Source organism: Salipaludibacillus sp. CF4.18 (assembly GCF_051262595.1).
In the GTDB taxonomy this organism is placed as follows: Bacteria; Bacillota; Bacilli; order Bacillales; family Salisediminibacteriaceae; genus Salipaludibacillus; species Salipaludibacillus neizhouensis.
Genome location: NZ_JBIMEV010000001.1, coordinates 86003 through 109845, shown reverse-complemented (window position 1 = coordinate 109845; position 23843 = coordinate 86003). Strand labels below are relative to the sequence as shown.

Below are 23843 nucleotides of genomic sequence, written 5' to 3'. Positions count from 1 at the left end.
TCTTTCCCCGAATTGAACGCGTCCCCTCAAATGAATGCGTTCCCTACTGAATTGATTGCGTTTTTCTCTCAATTGATCACATCTTTCCTTCAATTGATCGCATCTTTCCTCGAATTGAACGCGTCCCCTCAAATGAATGCGTTCCCTCCTGAATTGATTACGTTTTTCTCTCAATTGATCGCATCTTTCCTCGAATTGAACGCGTTCCCCTCAAATGAATGCATCCCCTCCTGAATTGATCACGTTCTTCTCTCAATTGATCACGTTTCTCTCTCAATCGATCGCGTCTTCCCTTGATTTGAATACGCTCCTCTCAAATGATCGCATCCGCCCTCCATCTCAATTTAATATTCGTTCATCCATAACAGTCAACTATATACAAAAGGTCACTGAAAAAGTAACATTTACTTTTTCAGTGACCTTTCGAATTCATGCTCTATTTCTTTTTTAATTCCTCTTTATCTAGCCGATATACAAAAGCAAATACTTCTGCAACTACATCATATAAATTTTCTGGAATTCGTTCATTAATATCTAACTGAGATAATATTTCAACTAACGAGGCGTCTTCTTGAATCGGAATGTTATGTTGTTTTGCCCGGTCAATAATTTCCTCGGCTACATAACCTTTTCCTTTTGCCTTTAAACTTGGAGCAGAGTCTTTCAAAACATCATAGCCAAGAGCTATTGCTCTTTTACTGTAATCTATTTTCTTATCTCTTTGGTTTGAAGCCTTTTCACTCATATTCTTACGTCAACCCCTCTATATCCATATTCGTCCTTTCGATAGATATTTCCCGGTTGAGAAAAGACTTGATTACTTGTTTCTGATTTTAAAGGTTGTTTCCATTGGATACTCGATAATTGATAATCCATATTGGATAGTTTTTCTTTAAGAATCGGAAACCAGCGTTCAGCCACAGATTTTGGTTTTTCTGTTTCATTAAATATAGTTAATGTCATGATTCGATTTTGAATCTGAACATCGACAACAGTTTCATTCAGTGCTTCTAAATTCAAGTAAAATAAGATTCGACAATGGGATTCGTCAATGAGCCCATTTTTTGTTTGACCTTCCCATTGAATCGTAAGATCTTGATACTTGTCCGTAATTTTTACGGGCGCTTGAAAAAGAGTATGCTGAATAGGACCATGTTGCTCAGAGGACATTAATTGTTGCCCAGTGACTCTTTGCAGTAAAAATTCCGCCTGCTCTCTCGCCCCTTGAGTTTGAGTGGAAGTCTGTTGCAGAAACTGCATCAGTAAAGACTTTAACGATTGTACTTTTTGCTGTGCTTCCTGGTTTGTCATAGACCGTAAATCACCTTCGTGTTGTAACCCGAATTGTTGCAATAACATGCGTAGAGGAGATTCATCCCTTGTACCGTTTCCATTCGTTAAAAAAAATGATTCTTTCGATGCATTTTGTACGTTTGACCAAACTTCTCGATTTTGGTCACTAGGTTGTTGAAGAAGCCATTGTTGGAACTGATTAGTCATATTTGCAGAATTACCGCCCGGGTTCAAAAGTTGCAACATCATTTGCATTCCTTGAGGCTGATCCATTCGGACATTATTCATGTAAGCTTGAAACAATGCCTTTGGTTCCATTGCCTGCATTGCCGTCTGGCTTTGATTACCTTGAAATAGCTGTGGTGCAATTTGACGTAATAACTCTTGATTTTCAGGCTTTAAAATAGTTGCTTTAAACTGCGGGAAGAACTCTGGCAATCGTTGATTTTCCGGAATAACTCCGATTTGATTTGCGACTGTAGCTGCTTGGTGTGCTGTTGATCCGTTGCCTCCAAGCTGCTGTAAAAGAGTATGAAATGCTCCCGTTGTGCGAGAGGGGTCTGCTTGATTTAATATCGTAGAAAGCATTTGCTGTAATTGCTGATTTACTGCAGTTCCTTGTGGTGTTGATTGAAGTTGCGTGTAAAGGCTTGACATTGTCTCTCCCATGGACTGAGTCGATTGCATAGACGCTAACGATTGGAAAGTTGTAGTTGTCAAAGGAAAGCCTCGTTGAATCATATTTATAACTACTTCTAATGATTGTTGCTGATTAAGAGAACTCTTTTGTAAAAGCTGTCCACCTTCTAATATGTTCGATCGGGTAAAGGGGAGATTAAGCTGTTGCAGTTGCTGCAGGACTCGTTCGTATGCAGCCCCATGAGGCACCCCGAGCTGTTGCAGTACTGCTTGCGCATTCGATGGACTTTGGTTACTTCCCGAGGAAGGGGGGACATTCTCCAATACTTGTAACCGAGGAATACCTTCTCCTCCCATGACTCGAAACCAATATCTGGATCCTTTTTCCAGCTGTGCTTCCAACTGCGCAGAGAGAGTCATTGACCCTAACTGAAGCTGAGCTAGCTGCCCCGGATAAAGTTGAGTAATCGTTCCTTGGAAAACTTGTCCAGGTCTCAACTGTATCGTTTTAGAGTGAATAGGATCTAATCCTTTTACAAGATTTTGGAGAATTTTAGTTTCGAACATGTTTACCTCTCCCCCGTTAACTTCCTGAATCAATTACTTGTTTAATAGGTGCAAAGCTCGTGCGGTGTTCATCCATTACTCCATAGGTTTCAAGCGCTTCTAAATGTACCTTGGTTCCGTATCCCATGTGACGATTAAAATCATAGTTTGGATACTTTTTATGTAGATCTTCCATATAACGGTCTCTTGTAACCTTAGCGACAACGGAGCTAGCCGCTATTGATATTGACCGGGAATCCCCTTTAATCAAGTCTAACTGGGGAATAGAGGTCGGCAGCTTCATCGCATCCACTAACAAATAGTCAGGCTTTTGAGAAAGTTTTTCCAAAGCTCTCATCATGGCATGCTTTGAAGACTGGTAAATATTGAATCTATCAATTTCTTTAGAAGATGCTTCGCCAACCTCAACGGCTATAGCATAACGAAGAATTTCTTCGTAAAATTCCTCTCGTTTCGCCTTCGATAACTTTTTAGAGTCTGTTAAACCCGGCAAATAAAAATCTTTTGGTAAAATAACACATGCGGCCACTACCGGTCCGGCAAGTGGTCCTCTTCCTACCTCATCAATTCCTGCAATGAAATTGCTTCCTTGCTTATAAGCCTGTTTTTCATAATACATCATGTCATAGAATTGGGTACGCAACTGTTCTTTTTCATTTTGCTTTTTCTTCCATGAAGTTATCAGCTTTTGTACGCCTTTTCTGTCGTCCTCAGACAACTCTTTTAATATGCTTACTTCTTCCGTATCTAAGTTTTCTAAGATATTTTTAACTTCAATAATTGTTTTTTTCGTCATACAAAAACCCTCTCTTACTATCTATCGGCTAATCCGTGTTTTAGTTGATTCATTATTAAAAAATGAATCATTTTCTAGTTCGGTTTTAAGAATTTTAATTTCCTTTAGATGGACAAAAGAAAAGACACGCATTTGCGCATCTCATCCCTTTATTTATTAGGTCTTTCTAAACTAATATTTCCTAGTTTTCCTTGTCGGAAATCACGAAAGACAATTTCTGCAACACGGTCGTAGTCAACATGTCCACCGGGAACGAGGCACCCTCTTCTTTTCCCAATTGCGTCAAAAAGATCAACAACATCCTCTGTTAACTCCGTCAAATCATATCTTTCTTTAAGCAAATTCGGATATTCATCCTTTAGATAACTAAGTAGAAATACCATCGTTTCTTGAAAATCAAAAATTTCTTCCTTAATTGCACCAGTTATCGCTAACCTAAACCCAACGTCTTGATCCTCAAATTTCGGCCATAATATACCTGGTGTATCAAGTAGTTCCATTTCTTTTCCTACTTTAATCCACTGTTGCCTTTTCGTAACTCCTGGCTTATCACCAATATTCGTAATCCTTTTATTTGCCAGACGGTTAATGACTGTTGATTTCCCCACATTAGGGATACCTAGAATCATTGCTCTTATCGCTCTTGGATTAATACCTTTTGATCTAAACTTATCTAAAAGAGGTTTTGCCTGTTCCATCACTTTTAAAGGAACATCTTTTATTCCTTTGCCTCGCTGAGCATCAATTATAAGCGTTGCCCAATTTTCTTTTTCGAAATAAGCAACCCATTCTTTAGTTATACTAGGATCTGCGAGATCTGCTTTATTTAATAATACGAGCCTAGGCTTATGAGAAGTCAATTCATCGACCATTGGATTCCTCGAAGATACAGGTATTCGAGCATCAACGATTTCTATCACTACATCGATGAGCTTTAATTTTTCCACGACCTGCCTTCGTGCCTTCGCCATATGCCCCGGGTACCATTGTATTGTCATCGTGCGTAAAACCTCCTAATCCACCATACGAACTTCCTGGAACGGCCAGAAGACAAAGTTTGCCTTTCCTACTACATCCTCGGAGTTTACAACGCCTATATGGCGGCTATCTTTACTATGTTGACGATTATCCCCTAAAACAAAAATATGTCCTTCAGGGATTGTTTCTTCCCCTGTGACTTCCTCTAACTGGAAATCACCTGTTAACGGTTTACTTGGAGCTACTTCTTTATAAACATCGAGATAAGGTTCTTCCACTTCCTCACCATTTATATATAAAACATCATTTTCATATTCTATTGTGTCCCCTGGAAGTCCAATGACACGTTTGATATAGTCTTTATTTTGTGGTGCATGAAAAACAACAATATCAAATCGATCGGGTTCAGAAATATTGTAGCCAATTTTATTAACAATCATGCGATCATTATTCTCTAGCGTAGGCATCATTGATTCTCCGTCAACTACAATTGGAGCAAAAAAGAAATATCGGATAACGATCGCTAAAGTTAAGGCTACTGCTACCGCTTTAATCCATTCCCATGATTCTGACTTTGCCATGAAACATCCATCCTTTTAATAAAATGTGCTGATTACAACAGGCTATCACCTCGTGTGACAAGAACCCGCATCTATCATCCATTTATTCTACCACATTACTAGTTGATTGTGGTTATCATAAATAGTTATATATGGATAGTTCATTTAGTACATGAACATCTAGTATTATTTATGTATTTTCAAAACAAAAAGGAGCTTGATCACAAGCTCCTTTTAGAAAATTCTCTTTCATACCCAAACGTAATTTAACGGTATGCGCGTTCTTTGATACGAGCTGCTTTACCGCGTAGATCACGCAAGTAATACAATTTCGCACGACGTACTCTACCACGACGAGCTACTTCTAGCTTATCAATACGTGGGGAATGCACTGGAAATGTACGTTCAACACCTACACCGTAAGATATCTTACGAACAGTGAATGTCTCGCTTATACCAGTTCCACGACGCTTAATGACAACACCTTCGAATACCTGAATACGCTCACGAGTACCCTCGACAACCTTCGCGTGTACTTTAAGAGTATCACCAGGACGGAAGTCTGGAATGTCTGTTTTCAGTTGGTCTTTTGTAATGTTACGAATGATTTGTTCCATTTATCTGTTCGCCTCCTTCCCTACAGATCTTCATGTCTTTTAAAATGACAGCGGAACATCTTGATCTGGCCAAAGCCACAAAGACTATAATATCATATATATTACTTTGGCTCAAGGTATAAATCTTTTACTTTGGCTATCTTCGTAAATTCTGTTGTTTTTATCGAACTGCTTGAAAAAGTGAAAAACGGCCAGCCTTGATTCGAAGAGTCACTTATTTTAAAAATTTAATAAAATCAGCATCCTTATCTGATAATTCTATTTTCTCTAACATATCGGGCCGTCTTTCAAACGTTCTTTTTAACGATTGTTGTCTTCTCCACGTATTTATCCGCTCATGATGCCCGGATAAGAGAATATCAGGGACTTTCATGTTCCGAAATTCAGCAGGTCTAGTATAATGAGGATATTCAAGAAGCCCTGTACTATGTGAATCAGTCACTGCAGACTGCTCATTACCCAGCGCACCAGACTGGAGCCTGGTGATGCTGTCTGAGATAACCATTGCTCCAATTTCTCCCCCGGTAAGAACATAATCACCTATGGATATTTCATCAGTAATAATGTGTTCACGTATTCTTTCATCATAACCTTCGTAATGACCGCAAATTAACATTAGATGATCTTCTTTTGCAAGTTCTTCGGCTTTTTCTTGCGTGTATTTCTCTCCTTGTGGGCATAACAATATTACCCTGGGAGGCTTTTCATTAGATGTAGATGATTGCTCTGCTTTTAGAGCATCCACAGCATCAAATAAAGGCTGTGGCGTTAATACCATGCCTCCTCCTCCACCGTAAGGATAATCATCCACTCTCTTATGACGGTCAGTGGAGTAATCCCTGAAGTTTACGACATTAAATTGGATAACCCCTTTCTCCTGAGCCTGTTTTAAAATAGAGCTCGAGAAGACACCATGAAACATTTCCGGAAAAAGAGTAAGAATGGAGACCTTCATCAATCTAACAGTCCTTCCATTGGCGTAATCGTAATTACTTCTGTTTCCAGATCAACTTTTTTCACAACTTGATCAATATAAGGAATCAAAATATCCTTTCCTTTATTGTTTGGACGAACAACCCATACATCGTTCGCTCCAGGAGAAAGAATTTCTACTACTTTCCCAATGTCTTCGCCGTCATCAGTAACTACCTGTAAGCCGACAATATCACGATAATAGAATTCATCTTCACTCAATTTGTCGTCTAAGTCTGAAGCATCTATTTTCAAGAGAGTATCTTTGAATTTCACTACGTCATTAACATTTCCGTATCCTTCAAATGTTAATAAATCAAATTGTTTATGCTGCCGCCATGATTGTACTTTGACAATAGTTGTTTTATTATTTTTGTCAAAGATAACAAGTTTGTTCCCTTTCGCGTATCGTTCCTCCGGAAAATCAGTTCGTGAAATAACACGAACTTCTCCTTGAATGCCGTGAGTGTTAACGATCTTTCCAACGTTTAACCACTCAGTCATCTTCCATGCCTCCCTGGCGCAGTTGATGCACAACACCATCTTTTATAACGATTTCGGTTCCTTTCATTATTTCTTCCCAGTTGTCACCTTCCTCAACTTGCTCGATCATCTGAATTGTACCTTCACGTAATTCAGAGCCAAGATCGAGTTCATCCAGTTGGCCGAGCTTTAGCTCTAATTGACGAAGCTGTCCCTGTCGTTTCGCAACTTCTTTATTAAAACTCTCTTTAAGAGACGTTTGGTAACTTGCACTTTTATTTTCTTTCATTTTTTTATGTAAGACGAATTCTAACTGCTTCATTTCTTTAGATAATTGATATTGTCTTGCAAGAAATTGCTCCTTCAACCTAGTCCTGCTACTATCTGTCAAAATTTGTTTAACCACTACTTTTTTAATAATTTCCATCTTATAACCCTCCATACTTTTCACTTATTAACTCTTTTATTTTACCATACTTTATTATTATGTAAGAATGTCTAAAATTTTTACGTTAAAAGAGAGCCATGCTCCAAATACAATCCCTTTCTTTGACGACTCAACGCCTAGTCAATCTTGCAAATGCGCTAAGCCTCGTTCAAGGCGGTTACGCTTTCTTTATACATACAGAAAAAAGGGAGAGGTTTTCCTCGCCCTTTTATCCAATCTCTAATTGAATTCTTTGGTTTTGATTAGCTCCTGCTGCATTCACAACCGATCGAATCGATTTTGCAATTCGACCTTGCTTTCCAATCACTTTGCCCATGTCGTCCGCGTGTACTTCCAGCTTCAGTGTGAGTGAACGACCGTTTTCCACTTCTGTTACGACGACATCATCAGGATAATCAACAAGTGCCTTAGCAATAGATTCAACGAGTTCTTTCATGGTCACTCACCTTCTTGGATTATTTCCACACGAAGGACTATTTTGCGTTCTTCGCGTTGTGAAGTTGTTCCATAAGACCAACCTTTGAAAACAAGTTACGAACTGTATCGGAAGGCTTCGCTCCATCTAACATCCATTTCAACGATTTCTCTTGATCTACGTTAAATTCAATCGGATTTTTTAGTGGGTTATACGTTCCTAGTTCTTCAATAAATCGACCGTCACGTGGAGAACGAGAATCCGCTACAACCACACGATAGAACGGCGCCTTTTTTTGTCCCATTCGTTTCAAACGAATTTTAACTGCCATGTGTTTCACCTCCATAAATCTTTCACACAATTAATTATATTATCATAAAACCTACCAGGGATCAACCCTAGTAAAGTAAAAAAACTTTACAGCATCTTTTTACACCTGAAATACACGGGTTAATCTTCAAGAAATTACATGAAAGGAAGCTTCATACCGCCTTTTTTCTTTCCTTTTTGCATTCCCGACATTTGCTTCATCATCTTTTTCATTTCATCAAATTGTTTCACTAAACGGTTAACTTCCGGTACGGAAGTCCCGCTTCCTTTAGCAATTCGTCTTTTTCGACTACCGTTTAAGAGTGATGGTTCTTCCCTCTCTGCCTTCGTCATAGATTTGACAATTGCCTCAATGTGCACAATCTGCTTCTCATCTACTTGGATATTCTTTAAACCTTTCATCTTACCTGCACCAGGCATCATATTAAGAAGTTCGTCTAAAGGTCCCATACTACGAACCTGGGCGAGTTGTTCAAGAAAATCATCAAATGTTAATTCATTCGTACGCATTTTTCGCTCTAATTCTCTTGCACGTTCCTCATCAACACTCGATTCTGCTTTCTCTATTAAGGAGAGAACATCACCCATGCCGAGAATCCGTGATGCCATTCTCTCAGGATGAAAAGGCTCAAGTGCATCTGATTTCTCCCCCATCCCTGCAAACTTAATGGGGGTGTTTGTCACTGCTTTAACTGAAATGGCTGCACCACCTCTAGTGTCGCCATCAAGCTTCGTGAGCACCACACCAGTAATGCCTAGTCGTTCATTAAAGTTCTGGGCAACGTTCACAGCATCCTGTCCAGTCATCGCATCAACAACAAGAAGAATTTCATCAGGTGAAACCACTTCTTTGATTTCATCTAATTCACCCATTAAATTTTCATCCACGTGCAACCGACCAGCGGTATCAATAATGACATAATCGTGATGCTCTTCCTTAGCCTTCGCTATAGCTTGCTTGGCTATCTCCACTGGGCTGACTTGATCACCTAAAGAAAACACAGGCATATCTAATTGCTTCCCTAATGTTTCAAGTTGCTTAATTGCAGCAGGTCGATAAATATCAGCCGCCACCATTAATGGACTGCGATTATGCTTTTTCCGTAAATGAAGGGCCAATTTACCCGTGGTCGTTGTTTTACCGGCGCCTTGAAGACCAACCATCATGACGACAGTTGGGGGCTTCTGCGCAGTAGCAATCTTGCTTTGCTCCCCACCCATAAGTTTCGTTAGCTCTTCATTGACAATTTTAATAACTTGTTGACCTGGGGTTAAGCTATCTAAAATATCCTGCCCCACTGCGCGTTCCTTAACATCAGATACGAATTTTTTCACTACTTTAAAGTTAACATCCGCCTCTAGAAGAGCCAGACGTACTTCACGCATCATTTCTTTTACATCTTGCTCCGCAACTTTACCTTTACCCCGCATTTTCTTTATCGAGCCTTGGAGTCGCTCTGCCAATCCTTCAAATGCCATATAAATGTGCCCCCCTATTCCAGTTTCTCGAGAGATTCAACGATCTGGATCAAACGATCGGGACTTTCCTTTTGTTGTATTGATTCTCTTAACCGACTAATATATGTTTGCCGTTGCTCAAATCGAGCGTGAAGATTTAATTTATCTTCATACTCTTCCAACAGAGCTTCTGTACGTTTAATATTATCATACACAGCTTGCCGGCTCACATGGTAGCTTTCTGCAATTTCACCTAATGACCAATCATCCAAATAATACATTGCCATATAGTGATTTTGCTTTATCGTTAATAACGATTGATAAAAGTCATATAAATTATTCATGCGGATTGTCTTTTCTATCAAGATTTACACCGCCTTGTTAAGGTATTTTCCTTTACGTGTAATTATGATACAAGAGCTTGTAAAGTATGTCAAATTTAATCCTTGTTTCATGCAAGACTTTATCAGCTCTAGAGACATTTCTCTATTTTGGTCCACTATCCGCTGCCTCTTCTACTTGTTCCAACACATCCGAAAATAACCCGTGAACAAACTGATCTGCTTCAAACTCATAGAGATCATCTAAGCCTTCACCTAAGCCAATTAATTTAACAGGTATATCCAATTCATGACGAATTGCTAAGACAATTCCGCCTTTTGCTGTACCATCTAACTTTGTGAGTACAATACCTGTAACATCTGTAGCTTTTTGAAAGACTTTTGCCTGACTCATTGCATTCTGACCAGTAGTTGCATCTAATACGAGTAATACCTCATGAGGTGCATCCGGTATTTCTTTCGTTAATACTCGCTTGACCTTTTCAAGTTCATTCATTAAGTTAACTTTATTTTGCAGCCGACCTGCTGTATCACACAAAAGAATATCTGCTTTTCTTGATTTAGCGGATTGAATCGCATCAAACATTACCGCTGCAGGATCTGAACCTGCCTGTTGTTTTATCACATCTACACCTACACGCTCGCCCCATACTTCCAGTTGCTCAATCGCACCTGCTCTAAAAGTATCTCCTGCAGCAAGAAGCACCTTTTTGTTTTCTTGTTTAAACTTATGAGCAAGCTTACCAATACTAGTTGTTTTCCCTACCCCGTTCACTCCGACAAATAATATGACAGTCAGTTCATTTTCTTTGATGAGGAGATGTGATTCTTGATCTGATTTTTGCAGTAACTCCGCAAGTTTTTCAGAAATGACAGGCTGAATATCTTTAGCATCATGAATGTTTCTTTTTCTAGCTTCATCTTTTAAATCATCTATTAACTCCATAACAGTATGAACACCGACATCTGCAGAGATTAAGATTTCTTCTAACTCTTCAAAGAAATCCTCATCGACGGTACGATAATTTTTTACCAGATCGTTCATTGCTCCAACGAAAGAATTTCTCGTCTTGGACAAACCTTCTTTAAATTTCTCTGTTACAGCATCTGATTGCCCGGTAAACTTTTCTTTCATTTTTTTAAAAAAACTCATTTTTTTCCTCCATTCACGTTCTCTTATTTCGTAGTCATTAATTCTTTTGTTTCCTCTAATTTTACAGAAACCATATTGGAAACTCCTGATTCCTGCATGGTTACACCATATAGCACATCTGCTTCCTCCATTGTTCCCTTACGGTGTGTAACAACGATAAACTGTGTCTGTTCACTAAAATCTTTTAAATAGTGTGCAAATCGGACAACGTTGGCATCATCCAAGGCTGCTTCCACTTCGTCCAGAACACAGAAAGGGACAGGACGGACCTTTAAGATAGAAAATAATAAAGCAATCGCAGTTAATGCTCGTTCTCCACCTGATAACAAAGCAAGATTTTGCAGTTTTTTACCGGGTGGCTGTGCAACAATCTCTACTCCCGTATGAAGAAGGTCTTCTGGGTCTGTTAATTCAAGCGACGCCCTTCCACCACCAAAGAGCTCCCGGAAAACTTCTTGGAAATGTGATTGTATCTGATCAAAGGTTTCTTTGAAAAGACGGGTCATCTCTTCATCCATTTCCGAAATAACCTGATGTAGGGTAGCCTTCGCTTCCTCTAAATCCGCTTTCTGTTCTGCTAAAAATTCATACCTTTCCTTGACGCGATCATACTCTTCAATCGCACCTACGTTTACTGAACCTAACTCTTCCATCGCCATCTTAATTAACTTAACTTTTGTTTTCGCTTCCTCTAAAGGTATTTGGAGTGGAAATTTCTCTTTTGCACCGTCATAACTTACTTCATATTCTTCTTGCAGTTTAGTTAGTCTAGTATCCAGCTCCACATCAAGGCGATTAACTTTCACTTCTTTTTCATGAAGTGTCTGTGAAACAAATTTAAGCTGCCTGTTTAACTCTTTCGATTCCCGTTCTTTATCATCATGATTTTGTTGAAGAGCGAGACGATCTTTACGTCTTGTTGTGATCAATCCAATTGTCTTGTCTTTTTCTTCTTTCCGATGATCAATCACTTGATCAAGATCAGACGCATTCACCGCTTGATTAGACAGTTCCTGCTCCAGTTGCATAAAATCTTGATCTTTCGTGAGAATTAATTGTGAGACTTCCTGTAACTCCTGCGAGAAACGATTGAATTCTGCTTGGAAATTTGAAAGCTGCTCTTGTTCTGTAGCAAATTGAATTTTTTGCTCAGTCAGTTTGGAAGATAACTCCTGTTTATTTGATTGATCCTTCTTCTGCTGCTTACCAATCTTTTCAATTTGCTCGTTTAATACTTCAATTTTAAGCTCTGCTTTTTCAATCATTTCAGAGAGATCTGTAATTCGATTTGTTTTCTCTGTCATCTCATCCTTGTAATCATTATATTCTAAATCATAAACTTTCAATCGTTCATTCAAATTACCTTCAGAAAGCTCCAACTCTTTTAACAAGGCTCGCTTATCTTGTTCCGTTGTACGAGCCTGTTCACCTTCTTCAGTCAGCGATCTTTTTTTGTCCTGGATGTTCATTCTTTCTTCTTTAAGAAGGCTCACTTGTTTTTGAAGTTCTGCCGTTTGTCTATCTAACTTCTGAACTTTTTCTTGTACCCGTTCAAGCTCTTGCTGCCGACCTAATATTTGACTTTGATTTTGCTTGACACTACCGCCTGTCATACCCCCGCCAGGATTCACAACATCTCCATCTAACGTCACAATTCGAAAACGGTAGTTTAATGTTCTCGCAATTTCTTGCGCTCCTTTCATGTCCTTAGCAATCACTACATTTCCTAGAATATGCTGAATAACAGATGTGAATTTTACATCAAAATTGACTAATTCACTGCCAATTCCTATAAAGCCTTGGAGCGATTTTATTCGATTATGGTCATGCGAAGGAACAGATCTAGGCTTTACTACATCTATTGGTAAAAAAGTCGCCCTTCCTAACTTTCTCTCTTTTAGAAATTGGATTGCTTTTCTTCCGGTATTCTCATCGGCTACAACAATATGTTGTTGTGATGCCCCTAAAGCAATTTCAATTGCAGTCTGGCGACTGGTCTCCACTTCAATAATTTCAGCTACCGCTCCATGGATACCAGGGAAAGTTCGATCACGTTCCTTCAATATTTCTTTTACACCATGGAAAAAACCTGCATAGTCATTTTGCATTTCTTCAATAACTTCTTTACGAGAGGTTAATTGCTGCAAATGTCTTAGTGCATCATAGAGAAACTTTTCTTTTTTCTCATATTCTCCATCTTTACTTTCTTCCTCGCGTTTCACATTCTGATAATCCATTAAAAGCTTATCAACATTTTCTTTAGCTTCTGTCCATGAAGATGTAGCCTTTTCTATTTCCTGTTGGATGTTTTGCCGTCGTTCTACCAACCCTTCATTATCTCTTTCTAAACGTAACCGCTTGTCTTCGCTTTTCACATTTTGCTCTTTTAAAAAACTTTGTTCATTTTTATAGGATGCCTTTTCGTTAAGCCACTCTATGTAGTCCGCTTTTAAGCTTTCCAGTTTTTCTTCTGAACCCTCTTCAAGTTCCTCAAGTTTGCTTTCAAGCTCTTTAACAGCTTTACTCGTAATCGTAACTTTCTCTTTATGCTCCTGCACAAGTAGCTCTTGTTTTTTTAATTGTAGAGATATTTCCTGCTTTTTATCTTTTAAATTTGAGATTTCCAGTGAAAACTGATCTTTATTTTGAGCGAAATTTTTTCTTCGCTCCTTCCAAACTTCTCTTTGCCCTTCTTGTTTTTCGAGATCTTCACTCGCAGTTAGTAAGATGCTTTGAAGATCCTCAATCGAATCGTCCAGTGTCTGCATGTTAGAGCGGTAGCGTTCTAATTTCGCCTCCAGATTCTGAACAGCCACTTGCAGTGTACCCTCTCGATCTCTTAAATCATCAAGTTCTTTTTTCCCATCTGACCATTCTTCATGGAGAATTTCAATTTCTTTAACTAAAACTCCAACTTCATTGTTCTTTAGTTCCTCTTTCTTCTCTAAATACTCTTTAGCAATCGAAGCTTGCTCTTTCAGTGGCTCAACTTGAGCTTCCAATTCATGTAAAATATCTTTGACTCGATTTAAATTGTCTTGTGTATCAAATAATTTTTTCTCTGATTTTTGTTTGCGGTTTTTGTATTTTAAAACCCCAGCGGCTTCTTCAAAAATCATCCTGCGTTCTTCAGGTTTACTACTAAGGATTTCTTCAACACGACCTTGTCCAATAATGGAAAAGGCTTCTTTTCCAAGGCCGGAATCCATAAATAAATCAACAATATCTTTGAGACGGCATGATTGTCTATTAATTAAATATTCACTATCTCCAGAGCGAAATACTCTTCTTGTAATAGAAACCTCACTATAATCAATGGAAAGATGCTGATCCTCATTATCCAAAACCAGCGTTATTTCAGCCATGTTTAAGGCCGCTCTGCTATCACTGCCTGAAAAAATGACATCTTCCATTTTTGCACCACGTAGATTCTTTGCTGATTGTTCCCCTAAAACCCAACGTATAGCATCTGAAATATTACTTTTTCCACTTCCGTTAGGTCCCACAACTGCAGTAACACCTTTTACGAAGTCTATAGATAGACGTTCCGCAAAGGATTTAAATCCCACTAGTTCTAATCTTTTAAGGAACAATGTTATTCACCTCTTTTATTTTTTCTCAGAGGCCTTAAGTTACTGACCCCAACTTATTTATTTTATCACAAAAAACTACTGATATTAATTGATTTTAAAGGTTACTATGGTGTTTTCCTTAGGTCATGTTAAAATAGAGTCAACTGATTATGTTGAAAGGGTGAGATCATTGTCAAATGAGGAAAAAAAGAGAGAAGATCTATCTATAATGATTGAGGATATTAAAAAGCAACTCCATATCGTAAATGGGGCAGCAATTAAGCCTGAGAACTTCTCATTAAAAAAATATGATGATATAGAAGAAATACACACTATGGTTATGAAAAAAACTAATTTTAGTGTCAGTGAATTGGACGCAATCGTGTCTGAACTAGGAACTATGCGAGATAAAGATCCAGAATAAAATAAAAATGCCTAGTATCTTTAATTTACAGCATTAAAACCACTTCTTACCAGGAGTGGTTCTTAATTTTTCTGAAGATTCATGTAAAATATAACATCTATGCTAAACTTTATACGAAGTTACTTAGAAAGGAGTTTTTATATGAGCGAAGAATTTCAGCCAGGACAAACTGTAACAGGGTTATATAAAACCGGAAAATATATTGGTGAATTAATCAGCCAGAATCGAGCAGGTACACACTTCGTAGTAAAAGTTCTTGCAGTAATTAAACACCCTACTCAGGGTGATCTTCACTCTCCTAAAAGTGTCGATGTTCCACTTTTTCACGAACGACGCGCATTAAGTTTTTCAGAAAAGACGAACATACCGCAAACATACTTAAAACCTTTTGACGGCGATATTCCAGAATACGGAGAATCATTGAAACATGCTCTAGAAGAGCAAAAACGTGAGCTTCAAGAACTAGACAACGACTGGGCAAACAAGTCGATAGAAACTTTAGAAACACTTGAAAAAGATTATTTCAAATAAAATGCATGCTACAAATAAAGATGCCTCAAGAGGTTATGAAAAATCTTGAGGCATCTCATTAGGTTTTGGTCAAAAAATTCAACGCCTGTTTTACATTAGAAATTGTTCTTAGTGAAGTTACATTTGGACAAGAGCTTGCTGCTTTGCGTGCTAAACCAAGATGGTAATATAATTCAACATCCACAATGGTTCCCTTTTTTCCTATCACCGTATCAATTAATCCTCGTCTTTCACATCCGGATCCTCCGGAATTGGTTCCTGTTTCCATTCATCTATAATCTGTTTAACCTTTTCTAACTGATCAAAGTGGTCGTTGAACTGTTCAATATTAATAACAAATTGCTCTCCATCATGAACCGCTCTAATTTTGCCTTCGTGAACAAGATGCAGGATGATTGGCTCAGACATAGATAAATAATCTGCAACTTCCTTTACGGTAAAGTACATGTTTAAATCCACCTTTGTCTTTAAGAAAAACGCGTAGCGTCTTTTATTAAATACAGCGTGATCTTTAGCCACCCCCGAGTAGCACCTACGTACTGAGTGTAGGTGCTACTCGACCTTGATAATTGTGGCGTAAAGATAGCTGTCAATTTTATAAATTCTTATCACTTTAATAAATCTAATATAAGAAAACAGCCTAATTTAAGGTTGTACGATAAACATAGCTTACTTTTTTATAATTCATTTTTTCTTCATAAAAACGGTGTGTATCTTTTCGTTCTATCCCAGAGGACAATGCGACCGAATTATATTTATTCTTTCTTGCCCAGTCATGGACAAAAGTTAGAAGTTCTTCACCAAATCCAGACGAACGCTGTGTTTCATCTGTAACTAAGTCACACACCCATATAAACCTTCCGTAATACAAGGTAATCATAGGCATGAAACCTATTACAGCAACTATTTTTTCATTTTCGTACAAAGCAAACAAACGATATTGCTCTTTAATTTGAGCTTCTAAAATTAATTCTACATATGTTTTTTCAGACAGATGATTCCGAAGTTGGCTCATGATAGGATACGCTGACTCTATTTCATCCTGTGTCTTCAACTCTTCAATGAGAGACATTTTCCATCCTCACCTTTCTTTTTGAATCTAAATGAATTCCATGTGATCGGAATATATCTTTTAATTATTACCATTGATCTTTTATCCAACTATATTTTATTAATCGATATACATTCCACTATATATAAATACCCCTATAAAAAGCCCCTATACGGTAAAAGAATTTACCTTCAGGCTTCTTATCGGGGAATGTGATCTCTAATTTATTTTGTCTCAAGTTTTTCTAGAGCTTTTTGAGCTGCCATTTGCTCTGCTTCTTTTTTCGATTTACCAGTTCCTACTCCTAGCTCCTCTGAAGACAGGGCAACTTGCGATACAAATTCTCTTGCATGAGCAGGACCTTTTTCTTGTACAATACGATATTCAACTTGTCCCTGATTTTCCCGTTGAATAAGTTCCTGCAATTGACTTTTGAAATCCATCATATGTGAAAAAGTACCATTGTGAATTTTAGGATAAACATGATTTTCTAGAAATTGATACACCGCATCCATCCCTAAGTCCAAGTACAAAGCACCTATAAAAGCTTCAAAAACATCAGCTAATAAAGCAGGTCTTTTTCTGCCGCCTGTCATTTCTTCCCCTTTACCTAGTAAAACGTAGTCACCGAACTTTAATTCATCTGCATTAATAGCAAGAGACGGTTCACAGACGATTGCAGCCCTGAGTTTGGTCATTTCACCTTCACTCATATGATCAAAGAGCTTAAATAAATATTGTGATATTGCCAGCTCTAAAACTGCATCTCCAAGAAATTCAAGTCGTTCATTATCATCGTGTGGACGAATCCTATGTTCATTTACATAGGAAGAATGAGTAAAAGCTTGGATAAATAAGTCTTCATTTTTATATTCCACACATAACACCTTAAGAAATTGACGATATTTTTGTTTTTGAGCATTCGTCATTTGCATTTTCTTAGATTGACGCTTCATTCCTCTTCTATGTATCTTCCTTGTTTGTTGCATGCAAACCCCCATCACTGTCTCCCAATGAAATCATTCAAAAACTAGGAAAACGTCTTATGAACATCATTATCATTTCTCCACTTTTACATATGAAATGAAAATTCCATCGCTCAAAGAGTCGTTCCATAAATAAATGTTTTACATATTTTCCTTGTTTTTGAATTACTCATTTGTATTTTAAATCCCAAGTCCTCCATTTTAAAAGAAGACTTGGGTGTAGTATACCTGTAAAAATAGACAATTGTTTATAAGAGAAAAAAATCTCAAATTAACCTAATTGTAAAAACCATCGCTTGTAACTATATAGCGTCAACACAGAGCTAGCGTTGATTAAATCAATATATTATTGATGACGCTCTATGTATTCCATCACGTCACCAACTGTCGCGATTTTTTCAGCGTCCTCATCAGAGATTTCCAAATCAAATTCATCTTCAAGTTCCATCACTAGCTCAACAACATCTAGAGAATCAGCTCCAAGATCATCCTTGAAAGTAGCTTCTTTTTTAACCTCAGACTCGTCAACACCGAGGCGTTCGGAGACGATTTTCGTAATTCTTTCATTAATCGTTGCCATTATTACTTCACCTCCTCTCAGTTATTATAGGATACTGTAAGATAAATTACTAGTTCGTTTTTTGAAAACCAACAGAATACCTATCACTATACCCATTTAGCAATGTTCACATTCAATAAGACTTAAGGCATCACCATGCCGCCATCTACATGAATGGTCTGTCCAGTAATATAAGATGCCGCGTCGCTAGCTAAAAAGGTAACTACTTTTGCAACATCTTCCGGTTTCCCTAATTCGCCAAGAGGAATTTGCTTTAGTAATTCATCTTTCGTCTCATCAGTCAGCTGGTCAGTCATTTCTGTTTGTATAAAACCAGGTGCTATTGAATTAGCTCTGATATTTCTATTTGCAAGCTCACGTGCTAACGATTTAGTTAAACCAATCACTCCCGCTTTACTGGCAACATAATTAGCTTGCCCGGCATTCCCTAATACTCCTACCACGGAAGAAATATTAATGATTCTGCCATATCGCTGCTTCATCATTGGACGCGTAACTGCCTTTGCGCAGTTAAATACGCCTTTTAAATTCGTATCAATGACAGCATCAAAGTCTTCTTCTTTCATTCGCATAATAAGTGTGTCTCGAGTAATGCCTGCATTGTTTACAAGGATCTCAATCGAACCGAATGTCTCCACTACAGTCTTGATCATCTGCTGCACACTTGCAGAGTCAGCGACATTTGCTTGTAAAGTGATAGATTCTACTCCGAACTCCCTACAAGCTTCTGCAACCGCTTCTGCCTTCTCTTTACTACCTGAATAATTTACGGCCACATGAACACCTTGACTAGCTAATTCCAAGCAAATTGCTTTGCCGATTCCTCTTGATCCTCCTGTGACGAGGGCGTGTTGTCCTTTCATTAAATCGTCACTCTCCTTCCATTTTTAATGTACTAATAGCCTTATTCAAGGTCTCTATGTCAAAAACCGGAAGAACTGTTGCTCTTCTCGAAACTTTTTTTACTAAACCACTAAGAACTTTTCCGGGGCCAACTTCAATAAATGTATCTACCCCTTCTTCCACCAGTTTATTGATCGTATCTTCCCACAATACTGGGGAATAAATTTGTTGAACCAAGGCATCCTTAATTGCAGTAGCCGAATCCACAGCTTCCGCTGACACGTTGGCAATCACTTTTAACTGAGGTACTTCGAACGCAATGTTATCAAGGATTACTTTCATTTTATCTGCTGCAGGTTTCATTAAATCAGAGTGGAAAGGACCACTAACTGAAAGAGGCAATGCACGTTTAGCACCCTTTTCTTTCGCTAACTCAATGGCACGTTCCACGCCTTCTACAGAACCGGAAATAACAATTTGACCAGGGCAATTAAAATTTGCCGGTTGCACAGGTCCAGCTTCTTGAGTGGCTTGGGTTGTTACTTCCATTAATATTTCCCGGTCAAGCCCAAGAATAGCTGCCATCGTTCCTTTTCCTTTAGGAACGGCCTCTTCCATGAATTGACCTCGCTTACGAACAGAGACTACTGCATCCTCGAATGTCATCGCACCGCTTGCTACAAGCGCTGAATACTCTCCTAAACTATGTCCTGCAGCAAACTCCCCATGAATATCGTGTTCTTGAAGAACTTTCCAAATAGCAATACTTGTTGTCAACAAAGCTGGCTGCGTATTTTCTGTCTTTTTAAGTTCTTCGTCGTCGCCTGTGAAAATTAATGATGTAAAATCTGCAGCCAGGGCTTTGTCTGCTGCTTTAAAAACATCGGCACATACAGAATACTCATTGGCTAGCTCTTGTCCCATCCCAACCTTTTGAGAGCCTTGTCCTGGGAATAATAAAGCTATTTTACTCATCCTTCTCCTCCTTGAAGCTTCGAACCTAATTCAAGCTCTGTTTTAATCGTTTCAATCACTTCTTCATCGTGCATTAATTTTGCTTGACGAATGGCACTATAAAAAGCCAGTTCACCTGAGGAACCATGCGCTTTTATAATTGGTGCAGCTAAACCGAATAATCCTGCCCCGCCGTACTCCGAATAATCCATTTTTTGTTTTACTCGGTTAAATGATGGTTTTAAAAATCCTGCTGCCAGTTTGTTAGGCACAGAAGAAGTTAATTCTGATTTAAGTATAGAGAATAATGACATGGCAGTACCCTCTATAGTTTTCAACACGAGATTACCTGAAAACCCATCACAAACGACGACGTCCGCAACACCGTTGAGTAAATCTCTTGATTCTACATTTCCGATAAAATTCAACGAACTATCTTTTAGTTTTGTAAATACATGCTTTGTAAGGTCTGTCCCTTTCCCCGGCTCAGATCCAACATTTAAAAGTCCTATTCGAGGTTCTTTAATTCCACGAACCTTCTTCATGTACACATCGCCCATCATTGCATATTGGACAAGATGTGAAGGTTTTGCATCCATATTGGCTCCCACATCCAACAGCAAAAATCCTTCTCCGCCAAGTGTAGGCAGCATCGGAGCTAATGCAGGGCGTTCTATGCCCTTCGTTCTCCCAACTACCAGAAGACCTGCTGTCATTAACGCTCCTGTATTTCCTGCTGAAACTGCTGCATCAGCGCGTCCGTCTTTTACAAGTTGCACCGTTAAAACCATGGAAGAATTTTTTTTGCGGCGAACTGCTTTTACAGGAGAGTCTTCCCCTTCAATTACTTCATTCGTATGTAAGACATCGATTTTATCAGTTTTTTTTAAAAATGGCTTAATTTTAGTTTCATCGCCAATAAGTGTAATATGCAAATCCTTAAATGTTTCCACTGCTTTTACACAGCCTTTAACAATGCTCTCAGGTGCATTGTCCCCACCCATTGCATCTACTGCTAACCTCATGATTAACTCTCCTTCCCTTCATTCGCATCATCCCGGAACATAGAGAACTCACCTTTAAAAACAAGTTCTTGTTCGACATAGCTTTGAACTTCTACGATTGTTCTATTATCTTTTATTTCAAGAACCTTTGCTTTGGCAACAACACGTTCTCCATCGTTAACTTGAGACTTAAAAGATACATTCGCTTGAGCGGTTAGTGCTAATTCATCATTGATAATTGCTACAGCTAATGAGTTAGCTTGTGCAAATATATGATGCCCTCTTGCAATTCCTGTACGGGAAAAAACATGTTCTCTTTTTATGTCTAAGATAGAAATAGCGTGGCTGTCCAATTCCAGATCAATCATTTCTCCAATTACTTCTTCAATAGGTAGAGCCTTCACAGTATCATACTGCTGCTTGGCTACATACTTAATTCTTTCTCTAACTTCCGGTATATTCATTTCCAAACGATCTAATCGTACAGTCTGAACACTTACCTCAAATTCCACGGCTAATACGTCATCCGTAATAAATGGATTCTGTTCAATTTTTTCTTTTAATAACGGCTGACGTTTCCTTTTAGATAATTTCATTCTTATCACTTCCACACTCATATGACTAGGTACTAACAGTAGTATATATTTCTATTGGTTTGTTTTCAACCGAAAATATAATCATTAATCAAATTTGTGGTCTTGAAATGCTCCTTGCTTCTCTAAAATGTCTCTCAAATTCATGTAATCAGAACTGTTCCAAAAAGCATTAGAATGAACGAGTTTACTTGCGTCTTGTCTAGCTATCTCCAACACACGGTAATCTTCTATTAAATCTGCCACCTTAAAAATAGGCAGTCCACTTTGTTTTACCCCAAAAAAGTCACCCGGTCCCCGAAGTTCTAAATCACGTTGAGATAATTCAAAACCATCATTCGTTTCAGCCATAATACTCATTCGCTCTTTGCCGACTTCCGTTTTCGGATTTGCTAATAAAATACAATAAGCTTGCTCTTGCCCGCGTCCGACTCTTCCTCTTAGCTGGTGGAGCTGTGACAAACCAAAACGATCAGCATCGTATATCACCATCAATGTTGCATTAGGAACATTTACCCCAACTTCGACTACGGTTGTAGAAACTAAAACTTGAACCCTATTTTGCGCAAATTCATTCATTACCGCATCTTTCTCTTCGTGATGAAGTCTTCCGTGCATTAGCCCCACCCTTAATGATGATAATGCTTGAGAGAGTTGTGCATGAACATCTATTGCATTTTGGACATCTAGTTTATCGGATTCTTCTATTAATGGGCAAATAACATACACTTGATGTCCCTTTTTGATTTCCTTTTTCATAAGTTCAATGACTCTCGGCAATACATCCGGTGGTGCCCAATGGGTTTCAATCGGTTTACGTCCTTTTGGCATCTCATCTATCGTGGAGACGTCCATGTCTCCATACGCAGATATCGCGAGCGTTCGTGGGATTGGAGTTGCCGTCATAAATAAAACATCTGGTCGAATACCTTTGTTTCTCAAAACTCGTCGTTGCTCCACGCCAAAACGATGTTGTTCATCTGTAATAACAAAACCGAGATTTTGAAAATCGACGCCTTCTTGAATAAGAGCATGAGTTCCAACAATAATATCTACGGTCCCATCTCGTAAAGCTGCTAGTGTTTCCCTTCGCTCTTTCACTCGCGCAGATCCGGAAAGAAAAGCTATCGTAACATCCATTCCTTCAAACAGTTGGCGAAGAGAGGTTGCATGCTGCTCAGCAAGAATTTCAGTCGGAACCATGAGTGCTCCTTGATTACCGGCCAAAACATTTGCGTACAATGCAATAGCTGCAATAATTGTTTTCCCCGAACCAACATCCCCTTGCAATAATCTATTCATTCGATAGGCAGACTGAAGATCGTGACAAATCTCCTGTAAAACTCGCTGCTGTGCACCCGTTAAATCGAAAGGAAGTCGATCAATAAACTTATTGACTTCTGTTTGATCAAATACCTTTTCTTGCCCTTCAGCACCTTCTCGTTCCCGCTTCCGGAATATTTGCATTTTTAATTGAAACAATAAAAGTTCCTCATAGATCATCCGCCGTTTCGCTTGGCGAAAAGCTTCCAGGTCTAACGGAAAGTGCAAATGATAAACTGCCGTTTTTCGATCAACTAAACGATAGGCATTCTTCAACTGTAACGGCAGTACTTCTGTAATTTGTTCCCCATATTGAGTAAAGGCTTTTTCAATATATTTTCGAAGCATATGTACTTTTAAATCACCTTTTACTGAATATACTGGTTCTAACCCTGCTTCTCGATCACCTGATTGAGATTTAATTGTTCCGCCTGTCATTGCTAATCTGTTTCGATCAAGTTTTCCTGAGAAAATCAGATGCTCTCCTAATTGAATTTGTTTTTTTAGAAATGGTTGATTGAAGAAAATCACTTGAACGAGGAGGCCATCTACGAGAATGCGAACAGACAATCGAGACTTTTTCTTCCCAAAAAATCGTAAATCCGGTTCACTATGAACTTTCCCTTGCAAGGTTGCTTTCTCGTTATGCTGTACCTCTTGTATCGGACGAATTGCATTATCTTCATATCTAAAAGGAAAGTGTTCCAGTAGATCCTGGATCGTCACAATCTTCATTTCATTTAGCTGCTCCATAGCCTTAGGTCCAACGCCATGTAGTTCTGAAATCGAATCATTCATCTAAATCACACCTTATTTTGAGCGCAAACCAAATTTGCTCTTTTTATTATAGAATTGGACGCTGTTAACTATGAAAATCTGTCAGGTAATCACTTTTTAGTAATAACTCTACCCGAACAAACTTTCTCCTTATT

At 38.5% G+C, this 23843-nt stretch carries 26 protein-coding genes; 2 read left to right on the top strand and 24 right to left on the bottom strand.

What is annotated here, in order from left to right; genetic code table 11:
- Positions 1 to 436 precede the first annotated feature (436 nt).
- The 15 genes from ACHABW_RS00540 to smc form a co-directional block, all read right to left on the bottom strand.
- Positions 437 to 745 carry an EscU/YscU/HrcU family type III secretion system export apparatus switch protein gene (locus ACHABW_RS00540; RefSeq protein WP_110936380.1) on the bottom strand — a complete coding sequence of 103 codons (309 nt, stop codon included), beginning with the start codon at positions 743 to 745 and terminating at the stop codon, positions 437 to 439.
- Positions 742 to 2499 (bottom strand): hypothetical protein, encoded by a 1758-nt coding sequence (locus tag ACHABW_RS00535; protein ID WP_435753598.1) that lies wholly within the window; start codon positions 2497 to 2499, stop codon positions 742 to 744. Before ACHABW_RS00535 ends, ACHABW_RS00540 begins: the two co-directional genes overlap by 4 nt.
- A gap of 16 nt (positions 2500 to 2515) precedes the next feature.
- On the bottom strand, positions 2516 to 3295 hold the full coding sequence (locus ACHABW_RS00530; RefSeq protein ID WP_435753597.1) for a ribonuclease HII: 780 nt from the start codon (positions 3293 to 3295) through the stop codon (positions 2516 to 2518).
- Positions 3296 to 3444: 149 nt separating this feature from the next.
- Entirely contained in the window at positions 3445 to 4293 is an 849-nt protein-coding gene (gene ylqF, locus ACHABW_RS00525) for a ribosome biogenesis GTPase YlqF (protein WP_110936383.1), read from the bottom strand.
- Between the two features lie 15 nt (positions 4294 to 4308).
- Positions 4309 to 4854: a signal peptidase I gene (gene lepB, locus ACHABW_RS00520; protein WP_435753596.1), complete on the bottom strand. Its 546-nt coding sequence runs from the start codon at positions 4852 to 4854 to the stop codon at positions 4309 to 4311.
- 245 nt (positions 4855 to 5099) lie between these two features.
- Positions 5100 to 5450: a 50S ribosomal protein L19 gene (gene rplS, locus ACHABW_RS00515; protein WP_110936385.1), complete on the bottom strand. Its 351-nt coding sequence runs from the start codon at positions 5448 to 5450 to the stop codon at positions 5100 to 5102.
- A 214-nt stretch (positions 5451 to 5664) separates the two neighbouring features.
- A complete protein-coding gene (trmD, locus tag ACHABW_RS00510; protein WP_435753782.1) occupies positions 5665 to 6405 on the bottom strand; it encodes a tRNA (guanosine(37)-N1)-methyltransferase TrmD in 741 nt (246 codons plus the stop codon).
- The gene (gene rimM, locus ACHABW_RS00505) at positions 6405 to 6926 is read right to left on the bottom strand and encodes a ribosome maturation factor RimM (RefSeq protein ID WP_435753595.1); all 522 of its coding nucleotides are present in this window, start codon (positions 6924 to 6926) and stop codon (positions 6405 to 6407) included. The genes trmD and rimM overlap by 1 nt, the downstream gene beginning before the upstream one ends.
- Positions 6919 to 7332, bottom strand: a complete 414-nt coding sequence (locus ACHABW_RS00500) for a YlqD family protein (RefSeq protein ID WP_110936387.1) — start codon at positions 7330 to 7332, stop codon at positions 6919 to 6921. The genes rimM and ACHABW_RS00500 overlap by 8 nt, the downstream gene beginning before the upstream one ends.
- A gap of 229 nt (positions 7333 to 7561) precedes the next feature.
- Positions 7562 to 7789 (bottom strand): KH domain-containing protein, encoded by a 228-nt coding sequence (locus tag ACHABW_RS00495; protein WP_435753594.1) that lies wholly within the window; start codon positions 7787 to 7789, stop codon positions 7562 to 7564.
- A 37-nt stretch (positions 7790 to 7826) separates the two neighbouring features.
- Positions 7827 to 8099, bottom strand: a complete 273-nt coding sequence (gene rpsP, locus ACHABW_RS00490; protein WP_110936389.1) for a 30S ribosomal protein S16 — start codon at positions 8097 to 8099, stop codon at positions 7827 to 7829.
- 134 nt (positions 8100 to 8233) lie between these two features.
- On the bottom strand, positions 8234 to 9577 hold the full coding sequence (ffh, locus tag ACHABW_RS00485) for a signal recognition particle protein (RefSeq protein WP_110936390.1): 1344 nt from the start codon (positions 9575 to 9577) through the stop codon (positions 8234 to 8236).
- Between the two features lie 14 nt (positions 9578 to 9591).
- Complete coding sequence (locus ACHABW_RS00480) at positions 9592 to 9921, bottom strand: putative DNA-binding protein (protein WP_110936391.1); 330 nt, start codon at positions 9919 to 9921, stop codon at positions 9592 to 9594.
- 121 nt (positions 9922 to 10042) lie between these two features.
- Complete coding sequence (gene ftsY / locus ACHABW_RS00475; RefSeq protein ID WP_435753593.1) at positions 10043 to 11050, bottom strand: signal recognition particle-docking protein FtsY; 1008 nt, start codon at positions 11048 to 11050, stop codon at positions 10043 to 10045.
- 23 nt (positions 11051 to 11073) lie between these two features.
- The gene (gene smc, locus ACHABW_RS00470; protein ID WP_435753592.1) at positions 11074 to 14643 is read right to left on the bottom strand and encodes a chromosome segregation protein SMC; all 3570 of its coding nucleotides are present in this window, start codon (positions 14641 to 14643) and stop codon (positions 11074 to 11076) included.
- Between the two features lie 169 nt (positions 14644 to 14812).
- Here smc and ACHABW_RS00465 point away from each other — a divergent pair, with 169 nt between their 5' ends.
- Positions 14813 to 15046: a DUF1128 domain-containing protein gene (locus ACHABW_RS00465; RefSeq protein ID WP_110936394.1), complete on the top strand. Its 234-nt coding sequence runs from the start codon at positions 14813 to 14815 to the stop codon at positions 15044 to 15046.
- Positions 15047 to 15187: 141 nt separating this feature from the next.
- Positions 15188 to 15577, top strand: coding sequence for a kinase-associated lipoprotein B (locus ACHABW_RS00460; RefSeq protein WP_110936395.1), 390 nt, complete (start codon positions 15188 to 15190; stop codon positions 15575 to 15577).
- 216 nt (positions 15578 to 15793) lie between these two features.
- Here the strand turns inward: ACHABW_RS00460 and ACHABW_RS00455 are convergent, their stop codons facing one another.
- The 9 genes from ACHABW_RS00455 to recG form a co-directional block, all read right to left on the bottom strand.
- Positions 15794 to 16024 carry an excisionase family DNA-binding protein gene (locus ACHABW_RS00455; protein WP_435753781.1) on the bottom strand — a complete coding sequence of 77 codons (231 nt, stop codon included), beginning with the start codon at positions 16022 to 16024 and terminating at the stop codon, positions 15794 to 15796.
- Positions 16025 to 16217: 193 nt separating this feature from the next.
- Complete coding sequence (locus ACHABW_RS00450) at positions 16218 to 16649, bottom strand: GNAT family N-acetyltransferase (protein WP_435753591.1); 432 nt, start codon at positions 16647 to 16649, stop codon at positions 16218 to 16220.
- Positions 16650 to 16852: 203 nt separating this feature from the next.
- Positions 16853 to 17617 (bottom strand): ribonuclease III, encoded by a 765-nt coding sequence (gene rnc, locus ACHABW_RS00445; RefSeq protein ID WP_310793557.1) that lies wholly within the window; start codon positions 17615 to 17617, stop codon positions 16853 to 16855.
- A gap of 343 nt (positions 17618 to 17960) precedes the next feature.
- On the bottom strand, positions 17961 to 18194 hold the full coding sequence (gene acpP / locus ACHABW_RS00440; protein WP_110936399.1) for an acyl carrier protein: 234 nt from the start codon (positions 18192 to 18194) through the stop codon (positions 17961 to 17963).
- Positions 18195 to 18316: 122 nt separating this feature from the next.
- Positions 18317 to 19057, bottom strand: coding sequence for a 3-oxoacyl-[acyl-carrier-protein] reductase (fabG, locus tag ACHABW_RS00435; RefSeq protein WP_110936400.1), 741 nt, complete (start codon positions 19055 to 19057; stop codon positions 18317 to 18319).
- A 7-nt stretch (positions 19058 to 19064) separates the two neighbouring features.
- Positions 19065 to 20012, bottom strand: coding sequence for an ACP S-malonyltransferase (fabD, locus tag ACHABW_RS00430; RefSeq protein ID WP_435753590.1), 948 nt, complete (start codon positions 20010 to 20012; stop codon positions 19065 to 19067).
- Positions 20009 to 21016 carry a phosphate acyltransferase PlsX gene (gene plsX / locus ACHABW_RS00425; protein WP_435753589.1) on the bottom strand — a complete coding sequence of 336 codons (1008 nt, stop codon included), beginning with the start codon at positions 21014 to 21016 and terminating at the stop codon, positions 20009 to 20011. Before plsX ends, fabD begins: the two co-directional genes overlap by 4 nt.
- A 2-nt stretch (positions 21017 to 21018) precedes the next feature.
- The gene (fapR, locus tag ACHABW_RS00420; protein ID WP_110936403.1) at positions 21019 to 21591 is read right to left on the bottom strand and encodes a transcription factor FapR; all 573 of its coding nucleotides are present in this window, start codon (positions 21589 to 21591) and stop codon (positions 21019 to 21021) included.
- Between the two features lie 84 nt (positions 21592 to 21675).
- Positions 21676 to 23709, bottom strand: a complete 2034-nt coding sequence (recG, locus tag ACHABW_RS00415) for an ATP-dependent DNA helicase RecG (RefSeq protein WP_435753588.1) — start codon at positions 23707 to 23709, stop codon at positions 21676 to 21678.
- Positions 23710 to 23843: the final 134 nt, after the last annotated feature.